At 48.1% G+C, this 21266-nt stretch carries 18 protein-coding genes, 1 tRNA gene and 1 pseudogene; 19 read left to right on the top strand and 1 reads right to left on the bottom strand.

Annotated elements, in window-relative coordinates; genetic code table 11:
* Position 1: 1 nt before the first annotated feature.
* The 9 genes from tuf (DFR77_RS01980) to rpoB all read left to right on the top strand — a co-directional run bounded on the left by tuf (DFR77_RS01980) (position 2) and on the right by rpoB (position 8955).
* Positions 2-1186 carry an elongation factor Tu gene (tuf, locus tag DFR77_RS01980; protein ID WP_003690212.1) on the top strand — a complete coding sequence of 395 codons (1185 nt, stop codon included), beginning with the start codon at positions 2-4 and terminating at the stop codon, positions 1184-1186.
* A 6-nt stretch (positions 1187-1192) separates the two neighbouring features.
* Positions 1193-1268, top strand: a tRNA-Trp gene (locus tag DFR77_RS01975).
* Positions 1269-1382: 114 nt separating this feature from the next.
* Entirely contained in the window at positions 1383-1661 is a 279-nt protein-coding gene (secE, locus tag DFR77_RS01970; RefSeq protein ID WP_003690113.1) for a preprotein translocase subunit SecE, read from the top strand.
* Position 1662: 1 nt separating this feature from the next.
* Positions 1663-2199 carry a transcription termination/antitermination protein NusG gene (gene nusG, locus DFR77_RS01965; protein WP_002215369.1) on the top strand — a complete coding sequence of 179 codons (537 nt, stop codon included), beginning with the start codon at positions 1663-1665 and terminating at the stop codon, positions 2197-2199.
* 100 nt (positions 2200-2299) lie between these two features.
* Positions 2300-2734: a 50S ribosomal protein L11 gene (rplK, locus tag DFR77_RS01960; protein ID WP_003690112.1), complete on the top strand. Its 435-nt coding sequence runs from the start codon at positions 2300-2302 to the stop codon at positions 2732-2734.
* Positions 2734-3429 (top strand): 50S ribosomal protein L1, encoded by a 696-nt coding sequence (gene rplA, locus DFR77_RS01955; RefSeq protein ID WP_003690110.1) that lies wholly within the window; start codon positions 2734-2736, stop codon positions 3427-3429. The genes rplK and rplA overlap by 1 nt, the downstream gene beginning before the upstream one ends.
* A 227-nt stretch (positions 3430-3656) precedes the next feature.
* Positions 3657-4157 (top strand): 50S ribosomal protein L10, encoded by a 501-nt coding sequence (rplJ, locus tag DFR77_RS01945; protein ID WP_003694346.1) that lies wholly within the window; start codon positions 3657-3659, stop codon positions 4155-4157.
* Positions 4158-4214: 57 nt separating this feature from the next.
* Positions 4215-4586 carry a 50S ribosomal protein L7/L12 gene (rplL, locus tag DFR77_RS01940; RefSeq protein WP_003690106.1) on the top strand — a complete coding sequence of 124 codons (372 nt, stop codon included), beginning with the start codon at positions 4215-4217 and terminating at the stop codon, positions 4584-4586.
* A 190-nt stretch (positions 4587-4776) separates the two neighbouring features.
* Positions 4777-8955: a DNA-directed RNA polymerase subunit beta gene (rpoB, locus tag DFR77_RS01935; RefSeq protein WP_003690105.1), complete on the top strand. Its 4179-nt coding sequence runs from the start codon at positions 4777-4779 to the stop codon at positions 8953-8955.
* Here the strand turns inward: rpoB and DFR77_RS13235 are convergent.
* Complete coding sequence (locus tag DFR77_RS13235) at positions 8920-9060, bottom strand: hypothetical protein (protein ID WP_020996737.1); 141 nt, start codon at positions 9058-9060, stop codon at positions 8920-8922. The two genes, rpoB and DFR77_RS13235, sit on opposite strands and share 36 nt — an antisense overlap.
* A 47-nt stretch (positions 9061-9107) precedes the next feature.
* Here DFR77_RS13235 and rpoC point away from each other — a divergent pair, with 47 nt between their 5' ends.
* The 10 genes and pseudogenes from rpoC (at position 9108) to rpsJ (ending at position 21032) form a co-directional block, all read left to right on the top strand.
* Complete coding sequence (gene rpoC, locus DFR77_RS01930; RefSeq protein ID WP_003690305.1) at positions 9108-13283, top strand: DNA-directed RNA polymerase subunit beta'; 4176 nt, start codon at positions 9108-9110, stop codon at positions 13281-13283.
* A 288-nt stretch (positions 13284-13571) separates the two neighbouring features.
* Positions 13572-13985 carry a hypothetical protein gene (locus DFR77_RS01925; RefSeq protein WP_010360919.1) on the top strand — a complete coding sequence of 138 codons (414 nt, stop codon included), beginning with the start codon at positions 13572-13574 and terminating at the stop codon, positions 13983-13985.
* 17 nt (positions 13986-14002) lie between these two features.
* A complete protein-coding gene (locus DFR77_RS01920) occupies positions 14003-14632 on the top strand; it encodes a factor H binding protein domain-containing protein (RefSeq protein ID WP_003690102.1) in 630 nt (209 codons plus the stop codon).
* Between the two features lie 237 nt (positions 14633-14869).
* Entirely contained in the window at positions 14870-15112 is a 243-nt protein-coding gene (locus tag DFR77_RS01915; RefSeq protein ID WP_010951359.1) for a hypothetical protein, read from the top strand.
* A pseudogene (locus DFR77_RS01910) lies at positions 15024-16169 on the top strand (surface lipoprotein assembly modifier). The gene DFR77_RS01915 and the pseudogene DFR77_RS01910 overlap by 89 nt, the downstream one beginning before the upstream one ends.
* Before the next feature lie 178 nt (positions 16170-16347).
* Positions 16348-16719: a 30S ribosomal protein S12 gene (gene rpsL / locus DFR77_RS01900; RefSeq protein ID WP_002218431.1), complete on the top strand. Its 372-nt coding sequence runs from the start codon at positions 16348-16350 to the stop codon at positions 16717-16719.
* Positions 16720-16836: 117 nt separating this feature from the next.
* The gene (gene rpsG, locus DFR77_RS01895; protein ID WP_003690099.1) at positions 16837-17307 is read left to right on the top strand and encodes a 30S ribosomal protein S7; all 471 of its coding nucleotides are present in this window, start codon (positions 16837-16839) and stop codon (positions 17305-17307) included.
* 18 nt (positions 17308-17325) lie between these two features.
* Positions 17326-19431 (top strand): elongation factor G, encoded by a 2106-nt coding sequence (fusA, locus tag DFR77_RS01890; RefSeq protein ID WP_003690097.1) that lies wholly within the window; start codon positions 17326-17328, stop codon positions 19429-19431.
* Between the two features lie 87 nt (positions 19432-19518).
* Positions 19519-20703 carry an elongation factor Tu gene (gene tuf / locus DFR77_RS01885; protein WP_003690212.1) on the top strand — a complete coding sequence of 395 codons (1185 nt, stop codon included), beginning with the start codon at positions 19519-19521 and terminating at the stop codon, positions 20701-20703.
* Between the two features lie 17 nt (positions 20704-20720).
* Entirely contained in the window at positions 20721-21032 is a 312-nt protein-coding gene (rpsJ, locus tag DFR77_RS01880; RefSeq protein ID WP_002215394.1) for a 30S ribosomal protein S10, read from the top strand.
* Positions 21033-21266 lie beyond the last annotated feature (234 nt).

Below are 21266 nucleotides of genomic sequence, written 5' to 3'. Positions count from 1 at the left end.
CATGGCTAAGGAAAAATTCGAACGTAGCAAACCGCACGTAAACGTTGGCACCATCGGTCACGTTGACCATGGTAAAACCACCCTGACTGCCGCTTTGACTACTATTTTAGCTAAAAAATTCGGCGGCGCTGCAAAAGCTTACGACCAAATCGACAACGCACCCGAAGAAAAAGCACGCGGTATTACCATTAACACCTCGCACGTAGAATACGAAACCGAAACCCGCCACTACGCACACGTAGACTGTCCGGGTCACGCCGACTACGTTAAAAACATGATTACCGGCGCCGCACAAATGGACGGTGCAATCCTGGTATGTTCTGCTGCCGACGGCCCTATGCCGCAAACCCGCGAACACATCCTGCTGGCCCGTCAAGTAGGCGTACCTTACATCATCGTGTTCATGAACAAATGCGACATGGTCGACGATGCCGAGCTGTTGGAACTGGTTGAAATGGAAATCCGCGACCTGCTGTCCAGCTACGACTTCCCCGGCGACGACTGCCCGATCGTACAAGGTTCCGCACTGAAAGCCTTGGAAGGCGATGCCGCTTACGAAGAAAAAATCTTCGAACTGGCTACCGCATTGGACAGCTACATCCCGACTCCCGAGCGTGCCGTGGACAAACCATTCCTGCTGCCTATCGAAGACGTGTTCTCCATTTCCGGCCGCGGTACCGTAGTCACCGGCCGTGTAGAGCGAGGTATCATCCACGTTGGTGACGAGATTGAAATCGTCGGTCTGAAAGAAACCCAAAAAACCACCTGTACCGGCGTTGAAATGTTCCGCAAACTGCTGGACGAAGGTCAGGCGGGCGACAACGTAGGCGTATTGCTGCGCGGTACCAAACGTGAAGACGTAGAACGCGGTCAGGTATTGGCCAAACCGGGTACTATCACTCCTCACACCAAGTTCAAAGCAGAAGTGTACGTATTGAGCAAAGAAGAGGGCGGCCGCCATACCCCGTTTTTCGCCAACTACCGTCCCCAATTCTACTTCCGTACCACTGACGTAACCGGCGCGGTTACTTTGGAAAAAGGTGTGGAAATGGTAATGCCGGGTGAGAACGTAACCATTACTGTAGAACTGATTGCGCCTATCGCTATGGAAGAAGGTCTGCGCTTTGCGATTCGCGAAGGCGGCCGTACCGTGGGTGCCGGCGTGGTTTCTTCTGTTATCGCTTAAGTTTAGAGGCCAATAGCTCAATTGGTAGAGTATCGGTCTCCAAAACCGAGGGTTGGGGGTTCGAGACCCTCTTGGCCTGCCAAATAAAAAATTAACCGGCCTTGTGCCGGTTAATTTTTTTGTATTTGTTATTTAGTAAACTCTCTTGCCATTTACATGGATTGAGAATAGACAGATGCTATGATGGATAAATAATATGACAGAACATACGCCTGAAAAAAAGAATGTTAAAGTGAATCAACTGGTTGTTCAAGATAAAGAATCTGCATCTAATTCCGGTAAGGAGGGTTTTTTTGCATATTTCTCAAATTCTTGGTCCGAATTCAAAAAGGTGGTTTGGCCTAAGCGTGAAGATGCCGTCAGAATGACTGTATTTGTTATAGTGTTTGTTGCTGTGCTTTCTATATTTATCTATGCGGCAGATACAGCAATTTCGTGGTTATTTTTTGATGTATTGCTGAGAAGGGAAGGTTGAGATGTCGAAAAAATGGTATGTTGTACAGGCGTATTCGGGGTTTGAGAAGAATGTCCAACGAATATTGGAAGAGCGAATTGCCCGTGAGGAGATGGGAGATTATTTCGGACAAATTCTGGTGCCTGTAGAGAAAGTTGTTGATATCCGCAATGGTCGTAAGACTATTAGTGAAAGAAAGTCATATCCTGGTTATGTGTTAGTTGAGATGGAAATGACAGATGACTCTTGGCATCTTGTAAAAAGCACTCCCCGTGTTTCTGGTTTTATTGGAGGGAGGGCTAATAGACCCACGCCGATTAGTCAGAGAGAGGCTGAAATTATTTTACAGCAGGTTCAGACCGGCATAGAGAAGCCGAAACCAAAAGTTGAATTTGAGGTCGGTCAACAGGTTCGTGTAAATGAAGGACCGTTTGCGGATTTTAACGGGGTGGTTGAGGAGGTCAATTATGAACGGAATAAGTTACGCGTGTCTGTTCAGATATTTGGTAGAGAAACACCCGTTGAGCTGGAGTTCAGCCAGGTTGAGAAGATTAACTGATTTTTATACTTGAAAAAAAAGCAATAAGAGGATAGAATCAAAAACTAACTTGGGGAGCGGAAATGGTTCCGCGTCTTACCCGTTTTTAGGAGTCCGTTAAGTGGCAAAGAAAATTATCGGCTATATTAAACTGCAAATTCCTGCAGGCAAAGCCAATCCATCCCCCCCAGTTGGTCCTGCTTTGGGTCAACGTGGTTTGAATATCATGGAATTCTGTAAAGCATTTAATGCTGCAACCCAAGGTATGGAATCTGGTTTGCCAATTCCGGTTGTGATTACTGCATTTGCAGATAAATCATTCACATTTGTGATGAAAACTCCTCCGGCTTCTATTCTGTTGAAAAAAGCCGCCGGTTTGCAAAAAGGTAGTTCTAATCCTCTGACAAACAAGGTAGGTAAATTGACCCGTGCCCAGTTGGAAGAAATTGCTAAAACTAAAGAGCCTGATTTGACTGCTGCTGACTTGGATGCGGCTGTTCGTACTATAGCAGGTTCTGCTCGCTCAATGGGCTTGGACGTGGAGGGTGTTGTATAATGGCTAAAGTATCTAAACGCTTGAAAGTTCTTCGCTCTTCTGTTGAAGCTAACAAACTGTACGCAATCGACGAAGCAATTGCCTTGGTTAAAAAAGCTGCTACCGCTAAATTTGACGAATCTGTTGACGTATCTTTCAACTTGGGCGTTGATTCTCGTAAATCTGACCAAGTTATCCGTGGTTCAGTCGTTCTGCCTAAAGGTACTGGTAAGACAACCCGTGTGGCTGTATTTACTCAAGGTGTAAATGCAGAAGCTGCTAAAGAGGCTGGTGCGGATGTCGTCGGTTTCGAAGATTTGGCTGCTGAAATCAAAGCAGGCAATCTGAACTTTGATGTTGTTATTGCTTCTCCTGATGCAATGCGTATCGTTGGTCAATTGGGTACCATCTTGGGTCCTCGTGGTCTGATGCCAAACCCTAAAATAGGTACGGTTACCCCTAATGTTGCCGAAGCGGTAAAAAATGCAAAAGCAGGTCAAGTGCAGTACCGTACCGACAAGGCAGGTATTGTTCATGCAACGATTGGTCGTGCTTCATTCGCTGAAGCTGATTTGAAAGAGAACTTTGATGCGTTGCTGGACGCTATCGTTAAAGCCAAACCTGCTGCTGCTAAAGGTCAGTACCTGAAAAAAGTTGCTGTATCCAGCACTATGGGTTTAGGTGTTCGCGTTGATACATCAAGCGTGAATAACTAATCTAAGAAATTTTCAAGCAACTCTGTTTTTGAGTTGCTTGAATTTGGGCTACTTAAAATTAAGTAGATGTCCAAGACCGTAGGGATCGTAAGATTTAATCGTAACTGCCCTACGCAGACGGTAGTCCTGAAACACATTGCAAGATTGCTTGTAAGATGTCTTTTTAGGTTACCGCGCTGGTGGGATATCGTTTTGGTATCCTGTTTATAAACAGTGGGAGGTAGACCTTGAGTCTCAATATTGAAACCAAGAAAGTGGCGGTCGAGGAAATTAGCGCGGCAATTGCTAATGCTCAAACCCTCGTAGTCGCTGAATATCGCGGTATCAGTGTTTCCAGTATGACTGAGCTTCGTGCGAATGCACGTAAAGAAGGCGTTTATTTGCGCGTTCTGAAAAATACTCTGGCTCGTCGCGCAGTGCAAGGTACTTCATTTGTAGAATTGGCCGATCAAATGGTTGGTCCGTTGGTTTACGCTGCTTCTGAAGATGCTGTTGCTGCTGCTAAAGTGTTGCACCAATTCGCGAAAAAAGATGACAAAATTGTCGTTAAAGCCGGTTCTTACAATGGCGAAGTAATGAATGCTGCTCAGGTTGCTGAGTTGGCTTCTATTCCGAGCCGCGAAGAGCTGTTGTCCAAACTGTTGTTCGTTATGCAAGCTCCTGTATCGGGCTTTGCGCGCGGTTTGGCTGCTTTGGCAGAGAAAAAAGCCGGCGAAGAAGCTGCTTAATCGATTTTGTTTCTGTTAATCAATTATTTTTTAATACAATATTTGGAGTAAAATAGCATGGCTATTACTAAAGAAGACATTTTGGAAGCAGTTGGTTCTTTGACCGTAATGGAATTGAATGACCTGGTTAAAGCTTTTGAAGAAAAATTCGGTGTTTCTGCTGCTGCTGTTGCAGTTGCAGGTCCTGCTGGTGCCGGTGCTGCCGATGCTGAAGAAAAAACCGAATTTGATGTCGTTTTGGCTTCTGCCGGCGATCAAAAAGTCGGCGTGATTAAAGTTGTCCGTGCAATTACTGGTTTGGGTCTGAAAGAAGCTAAAGACATCGTTGACGGCGCACCTAAAACCATTAAAGAGGGTGTTTCTAAAGCTGAAGCCGAAGACATCCAAAAACAACTGGAAGCAGCAGGCGCTAAAGTCGAAATCAAATAATTTGATGCTTCTTATGAAGGCTGGCAGTTTTCTGCCAGCCTTATTTTGCTTCTTAAAATAAGCATTAAGTATTGTTTACATTTATTTGCATAGTTTTTATCAAATCATTGCAAATAAATGTAAATATCAGATTGATGCGTACCGTTGTTTTCAGACGGCCTATTATTGAAAATTACTTTTCGGAGTGTGTATGAACTATTCGTTTACCGAGAAAAAACGTATCCGTAAGAGTTTTGCAAAGCGGGAAAATGTTTTGGAAGTTCCTTTTCTACTGGCAACCCAAATTGATTCTTATGCGAAATTTTTGCAGCTGGAAAATGCTTTTGACAAACGTACCGATGACGGTCTGCAAGCGGCATTTAATTCTATTTTCCCGATTGTGAGCCACAACGGTTATGCTCGTCTGGAGTTTGTATATTACACGCTGGGCGAGCCTTTGTTCGATATCCCTGAATGTCAATTGCGCGGAATCACTTATGCTGCCCCTCTGCGCGCGCGTATCCGTTTGGTGATTTTGGATAAGGAAGCGTCTAAACCGACGGTAAAAGAAGTTCGTGAAAACGAAGTGTATATGGGCGAAATTCCGTTGATGACCCCGAGCGGTTCTTTTGTGATTAACGGCACAGAGCGTGTGATTGTTTCCCAGTTGCACCGTTCGCCCGGTGTGTTCTTCGAGCATGACAAAGGTAAGACACACTCTTCCGGCAAATTGTTATTCTCCGCCCGCATCATTCCCTACCGTGGTTCATGGTTGGATTTTGAATTTGATCCGAAAGATTTGCTGTATTTCCGTATCGACCGCCGCCGTAAAATGCCGGTAACGATTTTGTTGAAGGCTTTGGGCTACAACAATGAGCAAATCTTGGATATTTTCTACGACAAAGAAACGTTTTATTTGTCTTCAAACGGTGTTCAAACCGATTTGGTCGCAGGCCGTCTGAAAGGCGAAACTGCCAAGGTCGATATCTTGGATAAAGAAGGCAATGTATTGGTTGCCAAAGGTAAGCGCATTACTGCGAAAAATATCCGTGATATTACCAATGCAGGCCTGACCCGTTTGGATGTAGAACAGGAAAGCCTGCTGGGCAAAGCATTGGCTGCCGATTTGATTGATTCGGAAACCGGCGAGGTATTGGCTTCTGCCAATGATGAAATTACAGAAGAGTTGTTGGCCAAATTTGATATTAACGGCGTAAAAGAAATTACGACCCTTTACATCAATGAGTTGGATCAGGGTGCTTATATTTCCAATACCTTGCGCACGGATGAGACTGCCGGCCGGCAGGCGGCGCGTGTTGCGATTTACCGTATGATGCGTCCGGGCGAACCGCCCACCGAAGAGGCGGTCGAGCAATTGTTTAACCGCTTGTTCTTCAGTGAAGACAGCTACGATTTGTCCCGCGTAGGCCGTATGAAATTTAATACGCGCACATACGAACAAAAACTGTCCGAAGCCCAACAAAACTCTTGGTACGGCCGCCTGTTGAACGAGACGTTTGCCGGTGCTGCCGACAAAGGCGGTTATGTCCTGAGCGTCGAAGATATTGTCGCCTCGATTGCGACTTTGGTCGAGTTGCGTAACGGCCATGGCGAAGTGGACGATATCGATCACTTGGGCAACCGTCGAGTACGGTCGGTAGGCGAGCTGACTGAAAACCAATTCCGCAGCGGTTTGGCTCGTGTGGAACGTGCCGTAAAAGAACGTTTGAATCAGGCGGAATCAGAAAACTTGATGCCGCACGACTTGATTAATGCGAAACCCGTTTCTGCCGCCATCAAAGAATTCTTCGGCTCCAGCCAATTGAGTCAGTTTATGGATCAGACCAATCCCTTGTCTGAAGTAACCCATAAACGCCGTGTATCTGCATTGGGCCCGGGCGGTTTGACCCGCGAACGTGCCGGCTTCGAAGTGCGGGACGTGCATCCGACCCACTATGGACGTGTATGTCCTATTGAAACGCCTGAAGGTCCGAACATCGGTTTGATCAACTCATTGTCTGTTTACGCGCGCACCAATGATTACGGTTTCTTGGAAACGCCTTACCGCCGCGTTATTGACGGCAAAGTAACCGAGGAAATTGATTACTTGTCTGCCATCGAAGAAGGCCGCTATGTGATTGCACAGGCGAATGCCGATTTGGATTCAGACGGCAATCTGATTGGCGATTTGGTTACCTGTCGTGAAAAAGGCGAAACCATTATGGCAACGCCCGACCGCGTCCAATATATGGACGTGGCAACCGGTCAGGTGGTATCCGTTGCGGCATCCCTGATTCCGTTCTTGGAACACGATGACGCGAACCGCGCATTGATGGGTGCCAACATGCAACGTCAGGCAGTGCCTTGTCTGCGTCCTGAAAAACCGATGGTCGGTACCGGTATCGAGCGTTCCGTTGCCGTTGACTCTGCTACTGCAATCGTTGCCCGCCGAGGCGGCGTGGTCGAGTATGTCGATGCCAACCGCGTTGTGATCCGTGTCCATGACGACGAAGCGACTGCCGGCGAAGTGGGTGTCGATATTTACAATTTGGTTAAATTCACCCGTTCCAATCAATCTACCAACATCAACCAACGTCCGGCTGTCAAAGCAGGCGATGTTTTGCAACGCGGCGATTTGGTGGCCGACGGCGCGTCCACCGATTTGGGCGAATTGGCTTTGGGTCAAAATATGACCATCGCCTTCATGCCGTGGAACGGTTACAACTACGAAGACTCGATTCTGATTTCCGAAAAAGTGGCTGCGGACGACCGCTATACTTCGATTCACATTGAGGAATTGAATGTCGTTGCCCGCGATACCAAGCTGGGTGCGGAAGACATTACCCGCGATATTCCGAACTTGTCCGAGCGTATGCAAAACCGTTTGGACGAATCCGGTATCGTTTACATCGGTGCGGAAGTAGAAGCCGGCGATGTGTTGGTAGGCAAGGTAACGCCTAAAGGCGAAACCCAGCTGACGCCGGAAGAAAAACTGCTGCGCGCCATCTTCGGCGAAAAAGCGTCTGACGTAAAAGATACTTCATTGCGTATGCCTACCGGTATGAGCGGTACGGTTATCGACGTTCAAGTCTTTACCCGCGAAGGCATCCAACGCGACAAACGCGCCCAATCCATTATCGATTCCGAATTGAAACGCTACCGTTTGGATTTGAACGACCAATTGCGTATTTTCGACAACGACGCATTCGACCGTATCGAGCGTATGATTGTCGGTCAGAAAGCCAACGGCGGCCCGATGAAGCTGGCCAAAGGCAGCGAAATCACGACCGAATATCTGGCGGGTCTGCCGAGCAGGCACGATTGGTTCGATATCCGTTTGACCGATGAAGATTTGGCCAAGCAGTTGGAACTGATTAAATTGAGCCTGCAACAAAAACGCGAAGAAGCGGATGAGTTGTATGAGATCAAGAAGAAAAAACTGACCCAAGGCGACGAGCTGCAACCCGGCGTACAAAAAATGGTGAAAGTCTTTATCGCCATCAAACGCCGTCTGCAAGCCGGTGACAAAATGGCGGGCCGCCACGGTAATAAAGGTGTGGTATCTCGCATTCTGCCTGTGGAAGACATGCCGTACATGGCGGACGGCCGTCCTGTGGACATCGTACTGAACCCGTTGGGCGTACCTTCCCGTATGAACATCGGTCAGATTTTGGAAGTTCACTTGGGTTGGGCGGCAAAAGGTATCGGCGAGCGCATCGACCGTATGCTGAAAGAGCGACGCAAAGCCGGCGAGCTGCGCGAGTTCTTGAACAAACTCTACAACGGCAGCGGTAAGAAAGAAGATTTGGACAGCCTGACTGATGAAGAAATCATCGAATTGGCTTCCAATCTGCGTAAAGGTGCATCTTTCGCCTCTCCTGTATTCGACGGTGCGAAAGAGTCTGAAATCCGCGAAATGTTGAACTTGGCTTACCCAAGCGAAGATCCTGAGGTTGAGAAACTGGGCTTCAACGACAGTAAAACTCAAATCACGCTGTATGACGGCCGTTCAGGCGAAGCATTTGACCGCAAGGTTACAGTCGGTGTGATGCACTATCTGAAACTGCACCACTTGGTTGACGAAAAAATGCACGCGCGTTCTACCGGCCCGTACAGTCTGGTTACTCAACAACCTCTGGGCGGTAAAGCTCAGTTTGGCGGCCAACGTTTCGGTGAGATGGAGGTTTGGGCATTGGAAGCATACGGCGCGGCATACACGCTGCAAGAGATGCTGACTGTGAAGTCTGACGACGTGAACGGCCGTACCAAAATGTACGAAAACATCGTCAAAGGCGAACACAAAATCGATGCCGGTATGCCCGAGTCCTTCAACGTATTGGTCAAAGAGATTCGCTCACTGGGTTTGGATATCGATTTGGAACGCTACTGATACGGGTTTCAGACGGCATAAGGGGAGCTGTTCTGCAGGTATGCGGGGCAGCCCGACAATGTTTAAAAACGAAATGCCGTCTGAAAGCACTGTACCTTTATCCATATCGAAAATCCGCCACGCGGTAAAAATATTTCCTTCAAGGAGCAGAAATGAATTTGTTGAACTTATTTAATCCGTTGCAAACCGCAGGTATGGAAGAAGAGTTTGATGCCATCAAAATCGGTATTGCCTCTCCCGAAACCATCCGCTCATGGTCTTATGGCGAAGTTAAAAAACCTGAAACCATCAACTACCGTACGTTCAAACCCGAGCGCGACGGCTTGTTCTGCGCCAAAATCTTTGGCCCGGTCAAAGACTACGAATGCTTGTGCGGAAAATACAAACGATTGAAATTTAAAGGCGTAACCTGTGAAAAATGTGGCGTAGAAGTTACCCTGTCCAAAGTGCGCCGCGAACGCATGGGCCATATCGAATTGGCTGCACCCGTTGCCCATATTTGGTTCTTGAAATCCCTGCCTTCCCGCTTGGGTATGGTATTGAACATGACGTTGCGTGATATCGAACGCGTATTGTACTTTGAAGCATTCGTGGTGACCGATCCCGGCATGACTCCGTTGCAACGTCGTCAATTGCTGACTGAAGACGATTACTACAACAAACTGGACGAATACGGCGACGACTTCGATGCCAAAATGGGTGCGGAAGGTATCCGCGAATTGTTGCGAACCTTGGATGTAGCAGGCGAAATCGAAATCCTGCGCCAAGAGCTTGAATCGACCGGTTCTGACACCAAAATCAAAAAAATCGCTAAACGCTTGAAAGTATTGGAAGCCTTCCATCGTTCCGGTATGAAGCTGGAGTGGATGATTATGGATGTGCTGCCGGTATTGCCGCCTGATTTGCGTCCGTTGGTTCCGTTGGACGGCGGCCGTTTTGCCACTTCCGATTTGAACGATTTGTACCGCCGCGTCATCAACCGCAACAACCGTCTGAAACGCCTGCTGGAACTGCATGCGCCTGACATCATCGTCCGCAACGAAAAACGTATGTTGCAAGAAGCGGTTGACTCGCTGTTGGATAACGGCCGTCGCGGTAAAGCCATGACCGGAGCCAACAAACGTCCGCTGAAATCGTTGGCAGATATGATTAAAGGTAAAGGCGGCCGCTTCCGTCAAAACCTGTTGGGCAAACGTGTGGACTACTCCGGCCGTTCCGTGATTACCGTAGGCCCATACCTGCGTCTGCACCAATGCGGTTTGCCGAAAAAAATGGCGTTGGAACTGTTCAAACCATTTATTTTCCACAAATTGGAAAAACAAGGTTTGGCGTCTACCGTTAAAGCTGCGAAAAAATTGGTAGAACAAGAAGTACCTGAAGTATGGGATATCTTGGAAGAAGTCATCCGCGAACATCCGATTATGTTGAACCGTGCGCCGACCCTGCACCGTTTGGGTATTCAAGCGTTCGAGCCTATTCTGATCGAAGGTAAAGCGATTCAGTTGCACCCATTGGTGTGTGCCGCATTTAATGCCGACTTTGACGGTGACCAAATGGCAGTACACGTTCCATTGAGCTTGGAAGCGCAAATGGAAGCACGCACGCTGATGCTGGCTTCAAACAACGTATTGTCTCCTGCCAACGGCGAACCGATTATCGTACCTTCCCAAGACATCGTATTGGGTCTGTACTACATGACCCGCGACCGTATCAATGCCAAAGGCGAGGGCAGCCTGTTTGCCGATGTGAAAGAAGTGCATCGTGCATACCATACCAAACAGGTCGAGCTGGGTACAAAAATCACCGTACGTCTGCGCGAATGGGTGAAAAACGAAGCAGGTGAGTTTGAGCCTGTCGTTAACCGTTACGAAACAACCGTCGGCCGTGCATTGTTGAGCGAAATCCTGCCGAAAGGCCTGCCGTTTGAATATGTCAACAAAGCGTTGAAGAAAAAAGAAATTTCCAAGCTGATTAACGCATCGTTCCGCCTGTGCGGCTTGCGCGATACGGTTATCTTCGCCGACCACCTGATGTACACCGGTTTCGGATTTGCGGCAAAAGGCGGTATTTCCATTGCCGTTGACGATATGGAAATTCCAAAAGAAAAAGCGGCCTTGCTGGCTGAAGCCAATGCCGAAGTTAAAGAAATCGAAGACCAATACCGTCAAGGTTTGGTTACCAACGGCGAACGCTACAACAAAGTGGTCGATATTTGGGGTCGTGCCGGCGATAAGATTGCTAAAGCGATGATGGACAACCTGTCCAAACAAAAAGTTATCGACCGTGACGGCAACGAAGTCGATCAAGAGTCATTCAACTCCATTTATATGATGGCGGACTCCGGTGCCCGTGGTTCTGCGGCTCAGATTAAACAGTTGTCCGGTATGCGCGGTTTGATGGCGAAACCTGACGGATCGATTATTGAAACGCCGATTACCTCAAACTTCCGCGAAGGTCTGACCGTATTGCAATACTTTATTGCGACCCACGGTGCGCGTAAGGGTTTGGCGGATACCGCGTTGAAAACCGCGAACTCCGGTTACCTGACCCGTCGTCTGGTGGATGTAACTCAAGACTTGGTCGTTGTTGAAGACGATTGCGGTACTTCAGACGGCTTTGTCATGAAGGCAGTGGTACAAGGCGGTGATGTGATTGAAGCATTGCGCGATCGTATTTTGGGTCGTGTTACCGCGTCTGACGTTGTCGATCCGTCAAGCGGCGAGACTTTGGTTGAAGCCGGTACGTTGTTGACTGAAAAACTGGTGGATATGATTGACCAATCCGGTGTCGATGAAGTCAAAGTCCGTACTCCGATTACTTGTAAAACCCGCCACGGTCTGTGCGCGCACTGTTACGGCCGCGACTTGGCGCGCGGCAAACTGGTCAATGCCGGCGAGGCAGTCGGCGTGATTGCGGCTCAGTCTATTGGTGAACCGGGTACCCAGTTGACCATGCGTACGTTCCACATCGGTGGTGCGGCATCCCGTGCGGCAGCAGCCAGCCAAGTCGAAGCCAAATCCAACGGTACGGCACGTTTCAGCAGCCAAATGCGTTATGTTGCCAACAACAAAGGCGAGTTGGTTGTCATCGGCCGTTCTTGCGAAGTCGTGATTCACGATGACATCGGCCGTGAACGCGAACGCCACAAAGTACCTTACGGTGCCATCCTGCTGGTACAAGACGGTATGGCCATTAAAGCCGGTCAAACCTTGGCAACTTGGGATCCGCATACCCGTCCGATGATTACCGAACATGCAGGTATGGTGAAATTCGAGAACATGGAAGAGGGCGTTACCGTTGCAAAACAAACCGATGATGTAACCGGTTTGTCCGCTTTGGTAGTGATTGACGGTAAACGCCGTTCCTCTAGTGCTTCCAAACTGCTGCGTCCGACTGTGAAACTCTTGGACGAAAACGGCGTGGAAATCTGTATTCCCGGTACGTCCACTCCGGTTTCGATGGCATTCCCCGTTGGTGCGGTGATTACCGTACGCGAAGGTCAGGAAATCGGTAAAGGCGACGTATTGGCGCGTATTCCGCAAGCCTCTTCCAAAACCCGCGACATTACCGGCGGTCTGCCGCGCGTTGCCGAGCTGTTTGAAGCACGCGTGCCGAAAGATGCCGGTATGCTGGCGGAAATTACCGGTACCGTTTCCTTCGGTAAGGAGACCAAAGGCAAACAACGTCTGATTATCACTGACGTGGACGGTGTAGCATACGAGACTTTGATTTCCAAAGAGAAACAAATTCTGGTACATGACGGTCAAGTGGTAAACCGAGGCGAAACCATTGTGGACGGCGCGGTCGATCCGCACGATATTCTGCGTCTGCAAGGTATCGAAGCACTGGCACGCTACATTGTCCAAGAGGTGCAAGAGGTTTACCGCCTGCAAGGTGTGAAGATTTCCGATAAACACATCGAAGTCATCATCCGTCAAATGTTGCGCCGTGTGAACATTGCGGATGCCGGCGAAACCGGGTTTATTACCGGAGAGCAGGTCGAACGCGGCGATATGATGGCGGCCAATGAAAAAGCTTTGGAAGAAGGCAAAGAGCCGGCACGTTACGAAAACATATTGCTGGGTATTACCAAAGCCTCCCTGTCCACCGACAGCTTCATTTCTGCCGCATCGTTCCAAGAAACCACCCGTGTGTTGACCGAAGCTGCCATCATGGGCAAACAAGACGAACTGCGCGGTCTGAAAGAGAATGTCATCGTCGGTCGCCTGATTCCTGCCGGTACCGGTTTGACTTATCACCGCAGCCGTCATCAGCAATGGCAAGGGGTAGAGCAGGAGACTGCTGAAACCCAAGTAACGGATGAATAATCTTCGGCGCGTTCATTCAATAAAAAACCGCAAGCCTTGAGCTTGCGGTTTTTCTTTGTCCGATTAAGGCAAAAACAAGCGTTTTCGTCATTTTGAGGCGTGTGGATATAAGCCCGATAAGTGTCCCATATCTTCGTGCCGTCAAATTATGCATCGAATAGAACGAGTTAAATCCGAAGGTTATTGTGTTAAATATTGCAAAAATACTTTAAAAATTTCGCACGGTGGGGGGGTAGAATTCCCAGACTTAAAGCTTAAGTTTTTTTAACAAAGTTTGGGGGAGTCTAAATGAAAGTATCTCAATCAGCAATGAATAAACTTGTTATTGCTGTTATTGCTTCTATGGGGCTAACAGCGTGCGCGGGTGGCGGTTCCGATTCATCTATGTCGGTTCAACCAAGCGTTTCGGAACAACTGAAAGACAATGCAAATGTTGATGCGAAAGATGAAAAAGTTATTGAATATCTGAAGAAATCATCATTAAAAGATGTACCAAAAGAATTGCAAGCCAAAGTATTAAAGGTTAAAGGTGATGAATATACAGGAGTGCGAAAACAATATGCAGGTAAGCTCGGTAAGGGTGAATCTGTCAAGGCAATGCTATTTCTAGACGGCGAAGAGCCGTTTAGTAAGGAACAACTTCAGAAGATGGATGTATATGTTAATGGTAAAAAATACGAAGGTAGTAAGGGGGGGAACTAGATGTTCTCCCCAAAGGTTTGAGTGAGCAAAAGATTGAGTTTTACGGTGCGGATAAAGAACAGAATTATGCGCTATTAAAAACTTGGGTTTATGAGCAACCGTATTCTGTGGTTAGAGGCTATTTTGGCTACAGTCGAAAAGACGGTAATCCTATAGAAGAGGATGGACAAAATCCTGAAGAGATTCCTTTTGACTTGTATCTGGGCGACATTAGAGGCGTGGCAACAGATGAAGACAAATTACCCAAGGCTGGGAGCTTTCAATATGAAGGTCGGGCATTTGGCGGTAATGGGGTTTTATCCAAAGAATCGTTAGATAACCATAATGGCGTATTTAGATACACAATTGATTTTGATCGTAGAAAAGGCTCTGGCTCAATTGAAGGAATGGAACAATATGGCAAGATCAAATTAGAAGAAGCTGCTATTGAGAGAATCCCTTATCGAGAGTCCGGCTCCAGCTTGGGGTTGAAAGACCGGGTTTCTTATTTCGGCGTGAACGAAGGGGTGGCTATGTTAGAGAAGGATAATGAGATTAAAAAGTATCATTTGGGTATTTTCGGCGAAGCGGCTAATGAAGTAGCAGGTGCTGTAAGCCAAGAGCATAAACATCAAGCTGTTATCGGTTTCGGCGGCGAGAAGAAATAGAGAAAGCACTATTTCTATTTAGTGCCGTTTGTCCGGGCAAGATGCCGTCTGAAGTTTCAGACGGCATTTTCTTCAAAAAACAGTCCGCCAAATCGAATACTGCCAAGCGGCAATGCAATACCTCAAAACAGCAATAATTTCTTTTAAAACAGTTGATTCTTACTGAACATAAGGCCGGGCAATACGAAAAGAAAAATGGCGTTGCTGGGCATTTTATTTGAATTTGTTATGAAATTGATGAAATCTAAAAATATCTTTTTTATGGGATACCTAATCGCTTCGGCGACGTTTGCCGAGGATATCGGCGTGCCTGTCGAACCGATTAACGTCGGTAGTCGGGCTGCGATGCCGTCTGAAGGGGAAAGCCTCGCCCTCCTGCCGTTTGCAGAGGATGTGCCGCCGGTTCGCGATGCAATGCCGTCTGAAGTTCCTAAAAGCGCGGCAGGCGGCGATGTTCGAGGCGGCCGATCTATACCGTGAGTTGTTGTCGGAAAGACCCGATCTTGTTTATCCCCGTTTTGATTTGGGCGTGATGCTGTTTGAAGACAAACAATATCGTGAGGCATTGGTTCAGTTGCACCGGGCCGAGGAGGTGTTGCCGCCCGATATGCGGCAGCTTGCACGGGAATATATCCGTCAGGCGGAAGCGGTGCAGGCGTGGCATCCTTCGTTCAATATGAACTATGAACAAACAGATAATGTAAACAATGCGTCCCTTTCACGGGACATCGTCATCAACGGCCGGAAATGGATAAAATCGGAAGACAGCCTGCCCAAACGCGCCAACGGGATAAGGTACGAACTGGGCGTTGATCGGATGTTTAACATGGCAGGCAATCACTTTGCCCGCTTAGGCATCAGCGGTTCCGGTGTGCATTATTGGAATGCCCGGGATTTTAGCGAACAGGCGTTTCATGCCGAAGTAGGCTACCGTTATCGGAATAGCCGTCTAGAGTGGGGATTCCGGCCCTTTGTCAAACAAAACCGGCTGGGCAATAACCGTTATACGGCAAATACGGGTATTGTGTTGGATTACAGCCGCCGTCTGAATGAAAAATGGCGCAGCACCCAATCTTTCCAGTATGGCCGCAAACAATACCATGACGAATATTTGGCAAAACGTTACAACAGTAAAACGATTTCGGTGAGCGGTACGTTCAGCTATTACGCTATGTCGGCTTGGCAGTTGTACGGGGGTATTAGCGGTATGTTTGATAATACTGTGGAGAAAGAGCAGGCTTCACGGCGTTATGGTGTAAGTTTGGGTACGGTGAAAATATTAGACGGCGGTCTTGGACTGAAGTTGGGTGCGGGTTACACGAAACGGATATTTAAAGCCCCTGCAACATTAATTTACAATTTTACTCGGCGTGATGATTAACATCGGATGAGCGCGGCTTTATGGCATAAAAAACTGTCGTGGAAAGGATTTACACCCCAAATAAATTTCCGTTACAACAAGAACAACAGCAATATGCCCGCCTTTTATTCGCACAGCGGCAAGGGATGGTTTGTCAGTATGGAAAAAACGTATTGACAGTATTTTCTCCAGCCGTCCGACTGATTGTGAGGGATGTCGGTAAATATTTATCGGCAAACAAGAAAATCATCTTTTTTCTTGTCGTTATGCTTGACTGTCTGCTTGCAATAAAAATATAATTCCACTCTTGCCGACATGGTGTCGGCAAGTATTTAACTCAACAGGACGAGAAAATATGCCAACTATCAACCAATTGGTACGCAAAGGCCGTCAAAAGCCCGTGTACGTAAACAAAGTGCCCGCACTGGAAGCCTGCCCGCAAAAACGCGGCGTGTGCACCCGTGTATACACGACTACCCCTAAAAAACCTAACTCTGCATTGCGTAAAGTATGTAAAGTCCGCCTGACCAACGGTTTTGAAGTCATTTCATATATCGGCGGTGAAGGCCACAACCTGCAAGAGCACAGCGTCGTACTGATTCGCGGCGGCCGTGTAAAAGACTTGCCGGGTGTACGTTACCACACTGTACGCGGTTCTTTGGATACTGCAGGTGTTAAAGACCGCAAACAAGCCCGTTCTAAATACGGTGCTAAGCGTCCTAAATAATTACCGGGACTCAAATAGGCACGTCGGCCGCCTAAGCTGAACAACGGCCGAGTAAGTGAATACTCAATTGGGTATTCATGGGAATAGACCCGACTGAATAGATTAAAGGAAATTAAAATGCCAAGACGTAGAGAAGTCCCCAAGCGCGACGTACTGCCAGATCCTAAATTCGGTAGCGTCGAGTTGACCAAATTCATGAACGTATTGATGATTGACGGTAAAAAATCCGTTGCCGAGCGTATCGTTTACGGTGCGTTGGAACAGATTGAGAAAAAAACCGGCAAAGCAGCAATCGAAGTATTTAACGAAGCCATTGCAAACTCCAAACCTATCGTGGAAGTGAAAAGCCGCCGTGTAGGTGGTGCAAACTACCAAGTTCCTGTTGAAGTTCGTCCTTCACGCCGTCTGGCTTTGGCAATGCGTTGGGTTCGCGACGCGGCCCGCAAACGTGGTGAGAAATCCATGGATCTGCGTTTGGCAGGCGAGTTGATTGATGCGTCCGAAGGCCGTGGCGGTGCGTTGAAAAAACGTGAAGAAGTACACCGTATGGCTGAAGCCAACAAAGCATTCTCTCACTTCCGTTTCTAATTTTGAAAGGCTAATAAAATGGCTCGTAAGACCCCGATCAGCCTGTACCGCAACATCGGTATTTCCGCCCATATCGATGCGGGTAAAACCACGACGACAGAACGTATTTTGTTCTATACCGGTTTGACCCACAAGCTGGGCGAAGTGCATGACGGTGCGGCTACTACCGACTACATGGAACAAGAGCAAGAGCGCGGTATTACCATTACCTCCGCTGCCGTTACTTCCTACTGGTCCGGTATGGCGAAACAATTCCCCGAGCACCGCTTCAACATCATCGACACCCCGGGGCACGTTGACTTTACCGTAGAGGTAGAGCGTTCTATGCGTGTATTGGACGGCGCGGTAATGGTTTACTGTGCGGTGGGCGGTGTTCAACCGCAATCTGAAACCGTATGGCGGCAAGCCAACAAATACCAAGTTCCGCGCTTGGCGTTTGTCAATAAAATGGACCGCCAAGGTGCCAACTTCTTCCGCGTTGTCGAGCAAATGAAAACCCGTTTGCGCGCAAACCCCGTACCTATCGTCATTCCGGTAGGCGCGGAAGACAGTTTCACCGGTGTTGTCGATTTGCTGAAAATGAAATCTATCATCTGGAATGAAGCCGATAAAGGTACAACCTTTACCTATGGCGATATTCCTGCCGAATTGGTCGAAACTGCCGAAGAATGGCGTCAAAATATGATTGAAGCCGCAGCCGAAGCCAGCGAAGAACTGATGGACAAATACTTGGGCGGTGAAGATCTGGCCGAAGAAGAAATCGTAGGCGCGTTGCGTCAACGTACTTTGGCAGGCGAAATTCAGCCTATGCTGTGCGGTTCTGCATTTAAAAACAAAGGTGTTCAACGTATGTTGGACGCAGTTGTAGAATTGCTGCCAGCTCCTACCGATATTCCTCCGGTTCAAGGTGTTAATCCTAACACTGAAGAAGCCGACAGCCGTCAAGCCAGCGATGAAGAGAAATTCTCTGCATTGGCATTCAAAATGTTGAACGACAAATACGTCGGTCAGCTGACCTTTATCCGCGTTTACTCAGGCGTAGTAAAATCCGGCGATACCGTACTGAATTCTGTAAAAGGCACTCGCGAACGTATCGGTCGTTTGGTGCAAATGACTGCCGCAGACCGTACTGAAATCGAAGAAGTACGCGCTGGCGACATCGCAGCCGCTATCGGTCTGAAAGACGTTACTACCGGTGAAACCTTGTGTGCGGAAAGCGCGCCGATTATCTTGGAACGTATGGAATTCCCCGAGCCGGTAATCCATATTGCCGTTGAGCCGAAAACCAAAGCCGACCAAGAGAAAATGGGTATCGCCCTGAACCGCTTGGCTAAAGAAGACCCTTCTTTCCGCGTTCGTACAGACGAAGAATCCGGTCAAACCATTATTTCCGGTATGGGTGAGCTGCACTTGGAAATTATTGTTGACCGTATGAAACGCGAATTCGGTGTGGAAGCAAATATCGGTGCACCTCAAGTGGCTTACCGTGAAACTATCCGCAAAGCCGTTAAAGCTGAATACAAACATGCAAAACAATCCGGTGGTAAAGGTCAATACGGTCACGTTGTGATTGAAATGGAACCTATGGAACCGGGTGGTGAAGGTTACGAGTTTATCGATGAAATTAAAGGTGGTGTGATTCCTCGCGAATTTATTCCGTCTGTCGATAAAGGTATCCGCGATACGTTGCCTAACGGTATCGTTGCCGGCTATCCTGTAGTTGACGTACGTATCCGTCTGGTATTCGGTTCTTACCATGATGTCGACTCTTCCCAATTGGCATTTGAATTGGCTGCTTCTCAAGCGTTTAAAGAAGGTATGCGTCAAGCATCTCCTGCCCTGCTTGAGCCGATTATGGCAGTTGAAGTGGAAACTCCGGAAGAATACATGGGCGACGTAATGGGCGACTTGAACCGCCGTCGCGGTGTTGTATTGGGTATGGATGATGACGGTATCGGCGGTAAAAAAGTCCGTGCCGAAGTACCTCTGGCAGAAATGTTCGGTTACTCGACCGACCTGCGTTCTGCAACCCAAGGCCGCGCTACTTACTCTATGGAGTTCAAGAAATATTCTGAAGCTCCTGCCCACATAGCTGCTGCTGTAACTGAAGCCCGTAAAGGCTAATCAGGCAAATAGGCCGTCTGAAAGGCTGAAATGATTTTTCAGATGGCATTGTTCTTTAATCGATCTTTAATGTAAAGGAATTAGCTCATGGCTAAGGAAAAATTCGAACGTAGCAAACCGCACGTAAACGTTGGCACCATCGGTCACGTTGACCATGGTAAAACCACCCTGACTGCCGCTTTGACTACTATTTTAGCTAAAAAATTCGGCGGCGCTGCAAAAGCTTACGACCAAATCGACAACGCACCCGAAGAAAAAGCACGCGGTATTACCATTAACACCTCGCACGTAGAATACGAAACCGAAACCCGCCACTACGCACACGTAGACTGTCCGGGTCACGCCGACTACGTTAAAAACATGATTACCGGCGCCGCACAAATGGACGGTGCAATCCTGGTATGTTCTGCTGCCGACGGCCCTATGCCGCAAACCCGCGAACACATCCTGCTGGCCCGTCAAGTAGGCGTACCTTACATCATCGTGTTCATGAACAAATGCGACATGGTCGACGATGCCGAGCTGTTGGAACTGGTTGAAATGGAAATCCGCGACCTGCTGTCCAGCTACGACTTCCCCGGCGACGACTGCCCGATCGTACAAGGTTCCGCACTGAAAGCCTTGGAAGGCGATGCCGCTTACGAAGAAAAAATCTTCGAACTGGCTACCGCATTGGACAGCTACATCCCGACTCCCGAGCGTGCCGTGGACAAACCATTCCTGCTGCCTATCGAAGACGTGTTCTCCATTTCCGGCCGCGGTACCGTAGTCACCGGCCGTGTAGAGCGAGGTATCATCCACGTTGGTGACGAGATTGAAATCGTCGGTCTGAAAGAAACCCAAAAAACCACCTGTACCGGCGTTGAAATGTTCCGCAAACTGCTGGACGAAGGTCAGGCGGGCGACAACGTAGGCGTATTGCTGCGCGGTACCAAACGTGAAGACGTAGAACGCGGTCAGGTATTGGCCAAACCGGGTACTATCACTCCTCACACCAAGTTCAAAGCAGAAGTGTACGTATTGAGCAAAGAAGAGGGCGGCCGCCATACCCCGTTTTTCGCCAACTACCGTCCCCAATTCTACTTCCGTACCACTGACGTAACCGGCGCGGTTACTTTGGAAAAAGGTGTGGAAATGGTAATGCCGGGTGAGAACGTAACCATTACTGTAGAACTGATTGCGCCTATCGCTATGGAAGAAGGTCTGCGCTTTGCGATTCGCGAAGGCGGCCGTACCGTGGGTGCCGGCGTGGTTTCTTCTGTTATCGCTTAATTGAAGGATATTGATAAATGGCAAACCAAAAAATCCGTATCCGCCTGAAAGCTTATGATTACGCCCTGATTGACCGTTCTGCACAAGAAATCGTTGAAACTGCAAAACGTACCGGTGCTGTTGTAAAAGGCCCGATTCCTTTGCCGACCAAAATCGAGCGTTTCAACATTTTGCGTTCTCCGCACGTGAACAAAACTTCCCGTGAACAATTGGAAATCCGCACCCATTTGCGCCTGATGGACATCGTGGATTGGACCGATAAAACTACCGATGCGCTGATGAAGCTGGATTTGCCGGCCGGTGTTGATGTAGAAATCAAAGTCCAATAATTCGGACTGTCGAAAATCCCCAAGCAATCAATGCTTGGGGATTTTTTATGTTATGCCGTCTGAAAATATGCGGCGGCAAACAGATTTAAGGCAAAACAACAAAATCAAAAAACAGTGCGGTCGGTGAAATCGGCTTATTTTGTGCCTCAAGAATTTTCAGACGGCATTTTTTAGTGAACAAAACAGGATATTTTTTATCCATAACTTTCCTAAGGCTTGCCCCCCGAAAAAAGG

The organism is Neisseria gonorrhoeae, assembly GCF_003315235.1.
Classification (GTDB): domain Bacteria; phylum Pseudomonadota; class Gammaproteobacteria; order Burkholderiales; family Neisseriaceae; genus Neisseria; species Neisseria gonorrhoeae.
Note: the sequence above shows the minus strand (reverse complement) of the source record. Positions and strands in the feature narration are given on the sequence as shown.

Coding starts and splice junctions, on each gene's coding strand:
- rpsL (WP_002218431.1), top strand. CDS start 16,348: ATGCCAACTATCAACCAATTGGTACGCAAAGGCCGTCAAAAGCCCGTG.
- rpsG (WP_003690099.1), top strand. CDS start 16,837: ATGCCAAGACGTAGAGAAGTCCCCAAGCGCGACGTACTGCCAGATCCT.
- DFR77_RS01925 (WP_010360919.1), top strand. CDS start 13,572: ATGAAAGTATCTCAATCAGCAATGAATAAACTTGTTATTGCTGTTATT.
- tuf (WP_003690212.1), top strand. CDS start 2: ATGGCTAAGGAAAAATTCGAACGTAGCAAACCGCACGTAAACGTTGGC.
- rplA (WP_003690110.1), top strand. CDS start 2,734: ATGGCTAAAGTATCTAAACGCTTGAAAGTTCTTCGCTCTTCTGTTGAA.
- rpsJ (WP_002215394.1), top strand. CDS start 20,721: ATGGCAAACCAAAAAATCCGTATCCGCCTGAAAGCTTATGATTACGCC.
- DFR77_RS01915 (WP_010951359.1), top strand. CDS start 14,870: ATGAAATCTAAAAATATCTTTTTTATGGGATACCTAATCGCTTCGGCG.
- nusG (WP_002215369.1), top strand. CDS start 1,663: ATGTCGAAAAAATGGTATGTTGTACAGGCGTATTCGGGGTTTGAGAAG.
- tuf (WP_003690212.1), top strand. CDS start 19,519: ATGGCTAAGGAAAAATTCGAACGTAGCAAACCGCACGTAAACGTTGGC.
- DFR77_RS13235 (WP_020996737.1), bottom strand. CDS start 9,060: ATGGATAAAGGTACAGTGCTTTCAGACGGCATTTCGTTTTTAAACATT.
- fusA (WP_003690097.1), top strand. CDS start 17,326: ATGGCTCGTAAGACCCCGATCAGCCTGTACCGCAACATCGGTATTTCC.
- rpoB (WP_003690105.1), top strand. CDS start 4,777: ATGAACTATTCGTTTACCGAGAAAAAACGTATCCGTAAGAGTTTTGCA.
- rplL (WP_003690106.1), top strand. CDS start 4,215: ATGGCTATTACTAAAGAAGACATTTTGGAAGCAGTTGGTTCTTTGACC.
- secE (WP_003690113.1), top strand. CDS start 1,383: ATGACAGAACATACGCCTGAAAAAAAGAATGTTAAAGTGAATCAACTG.
- rpoC (WP_003690305.1), top strand. CDS start 9,108: ATGAATTTGTTGAACTTATTTAATCCGTTGCAAACCGCAGGTATGGAA.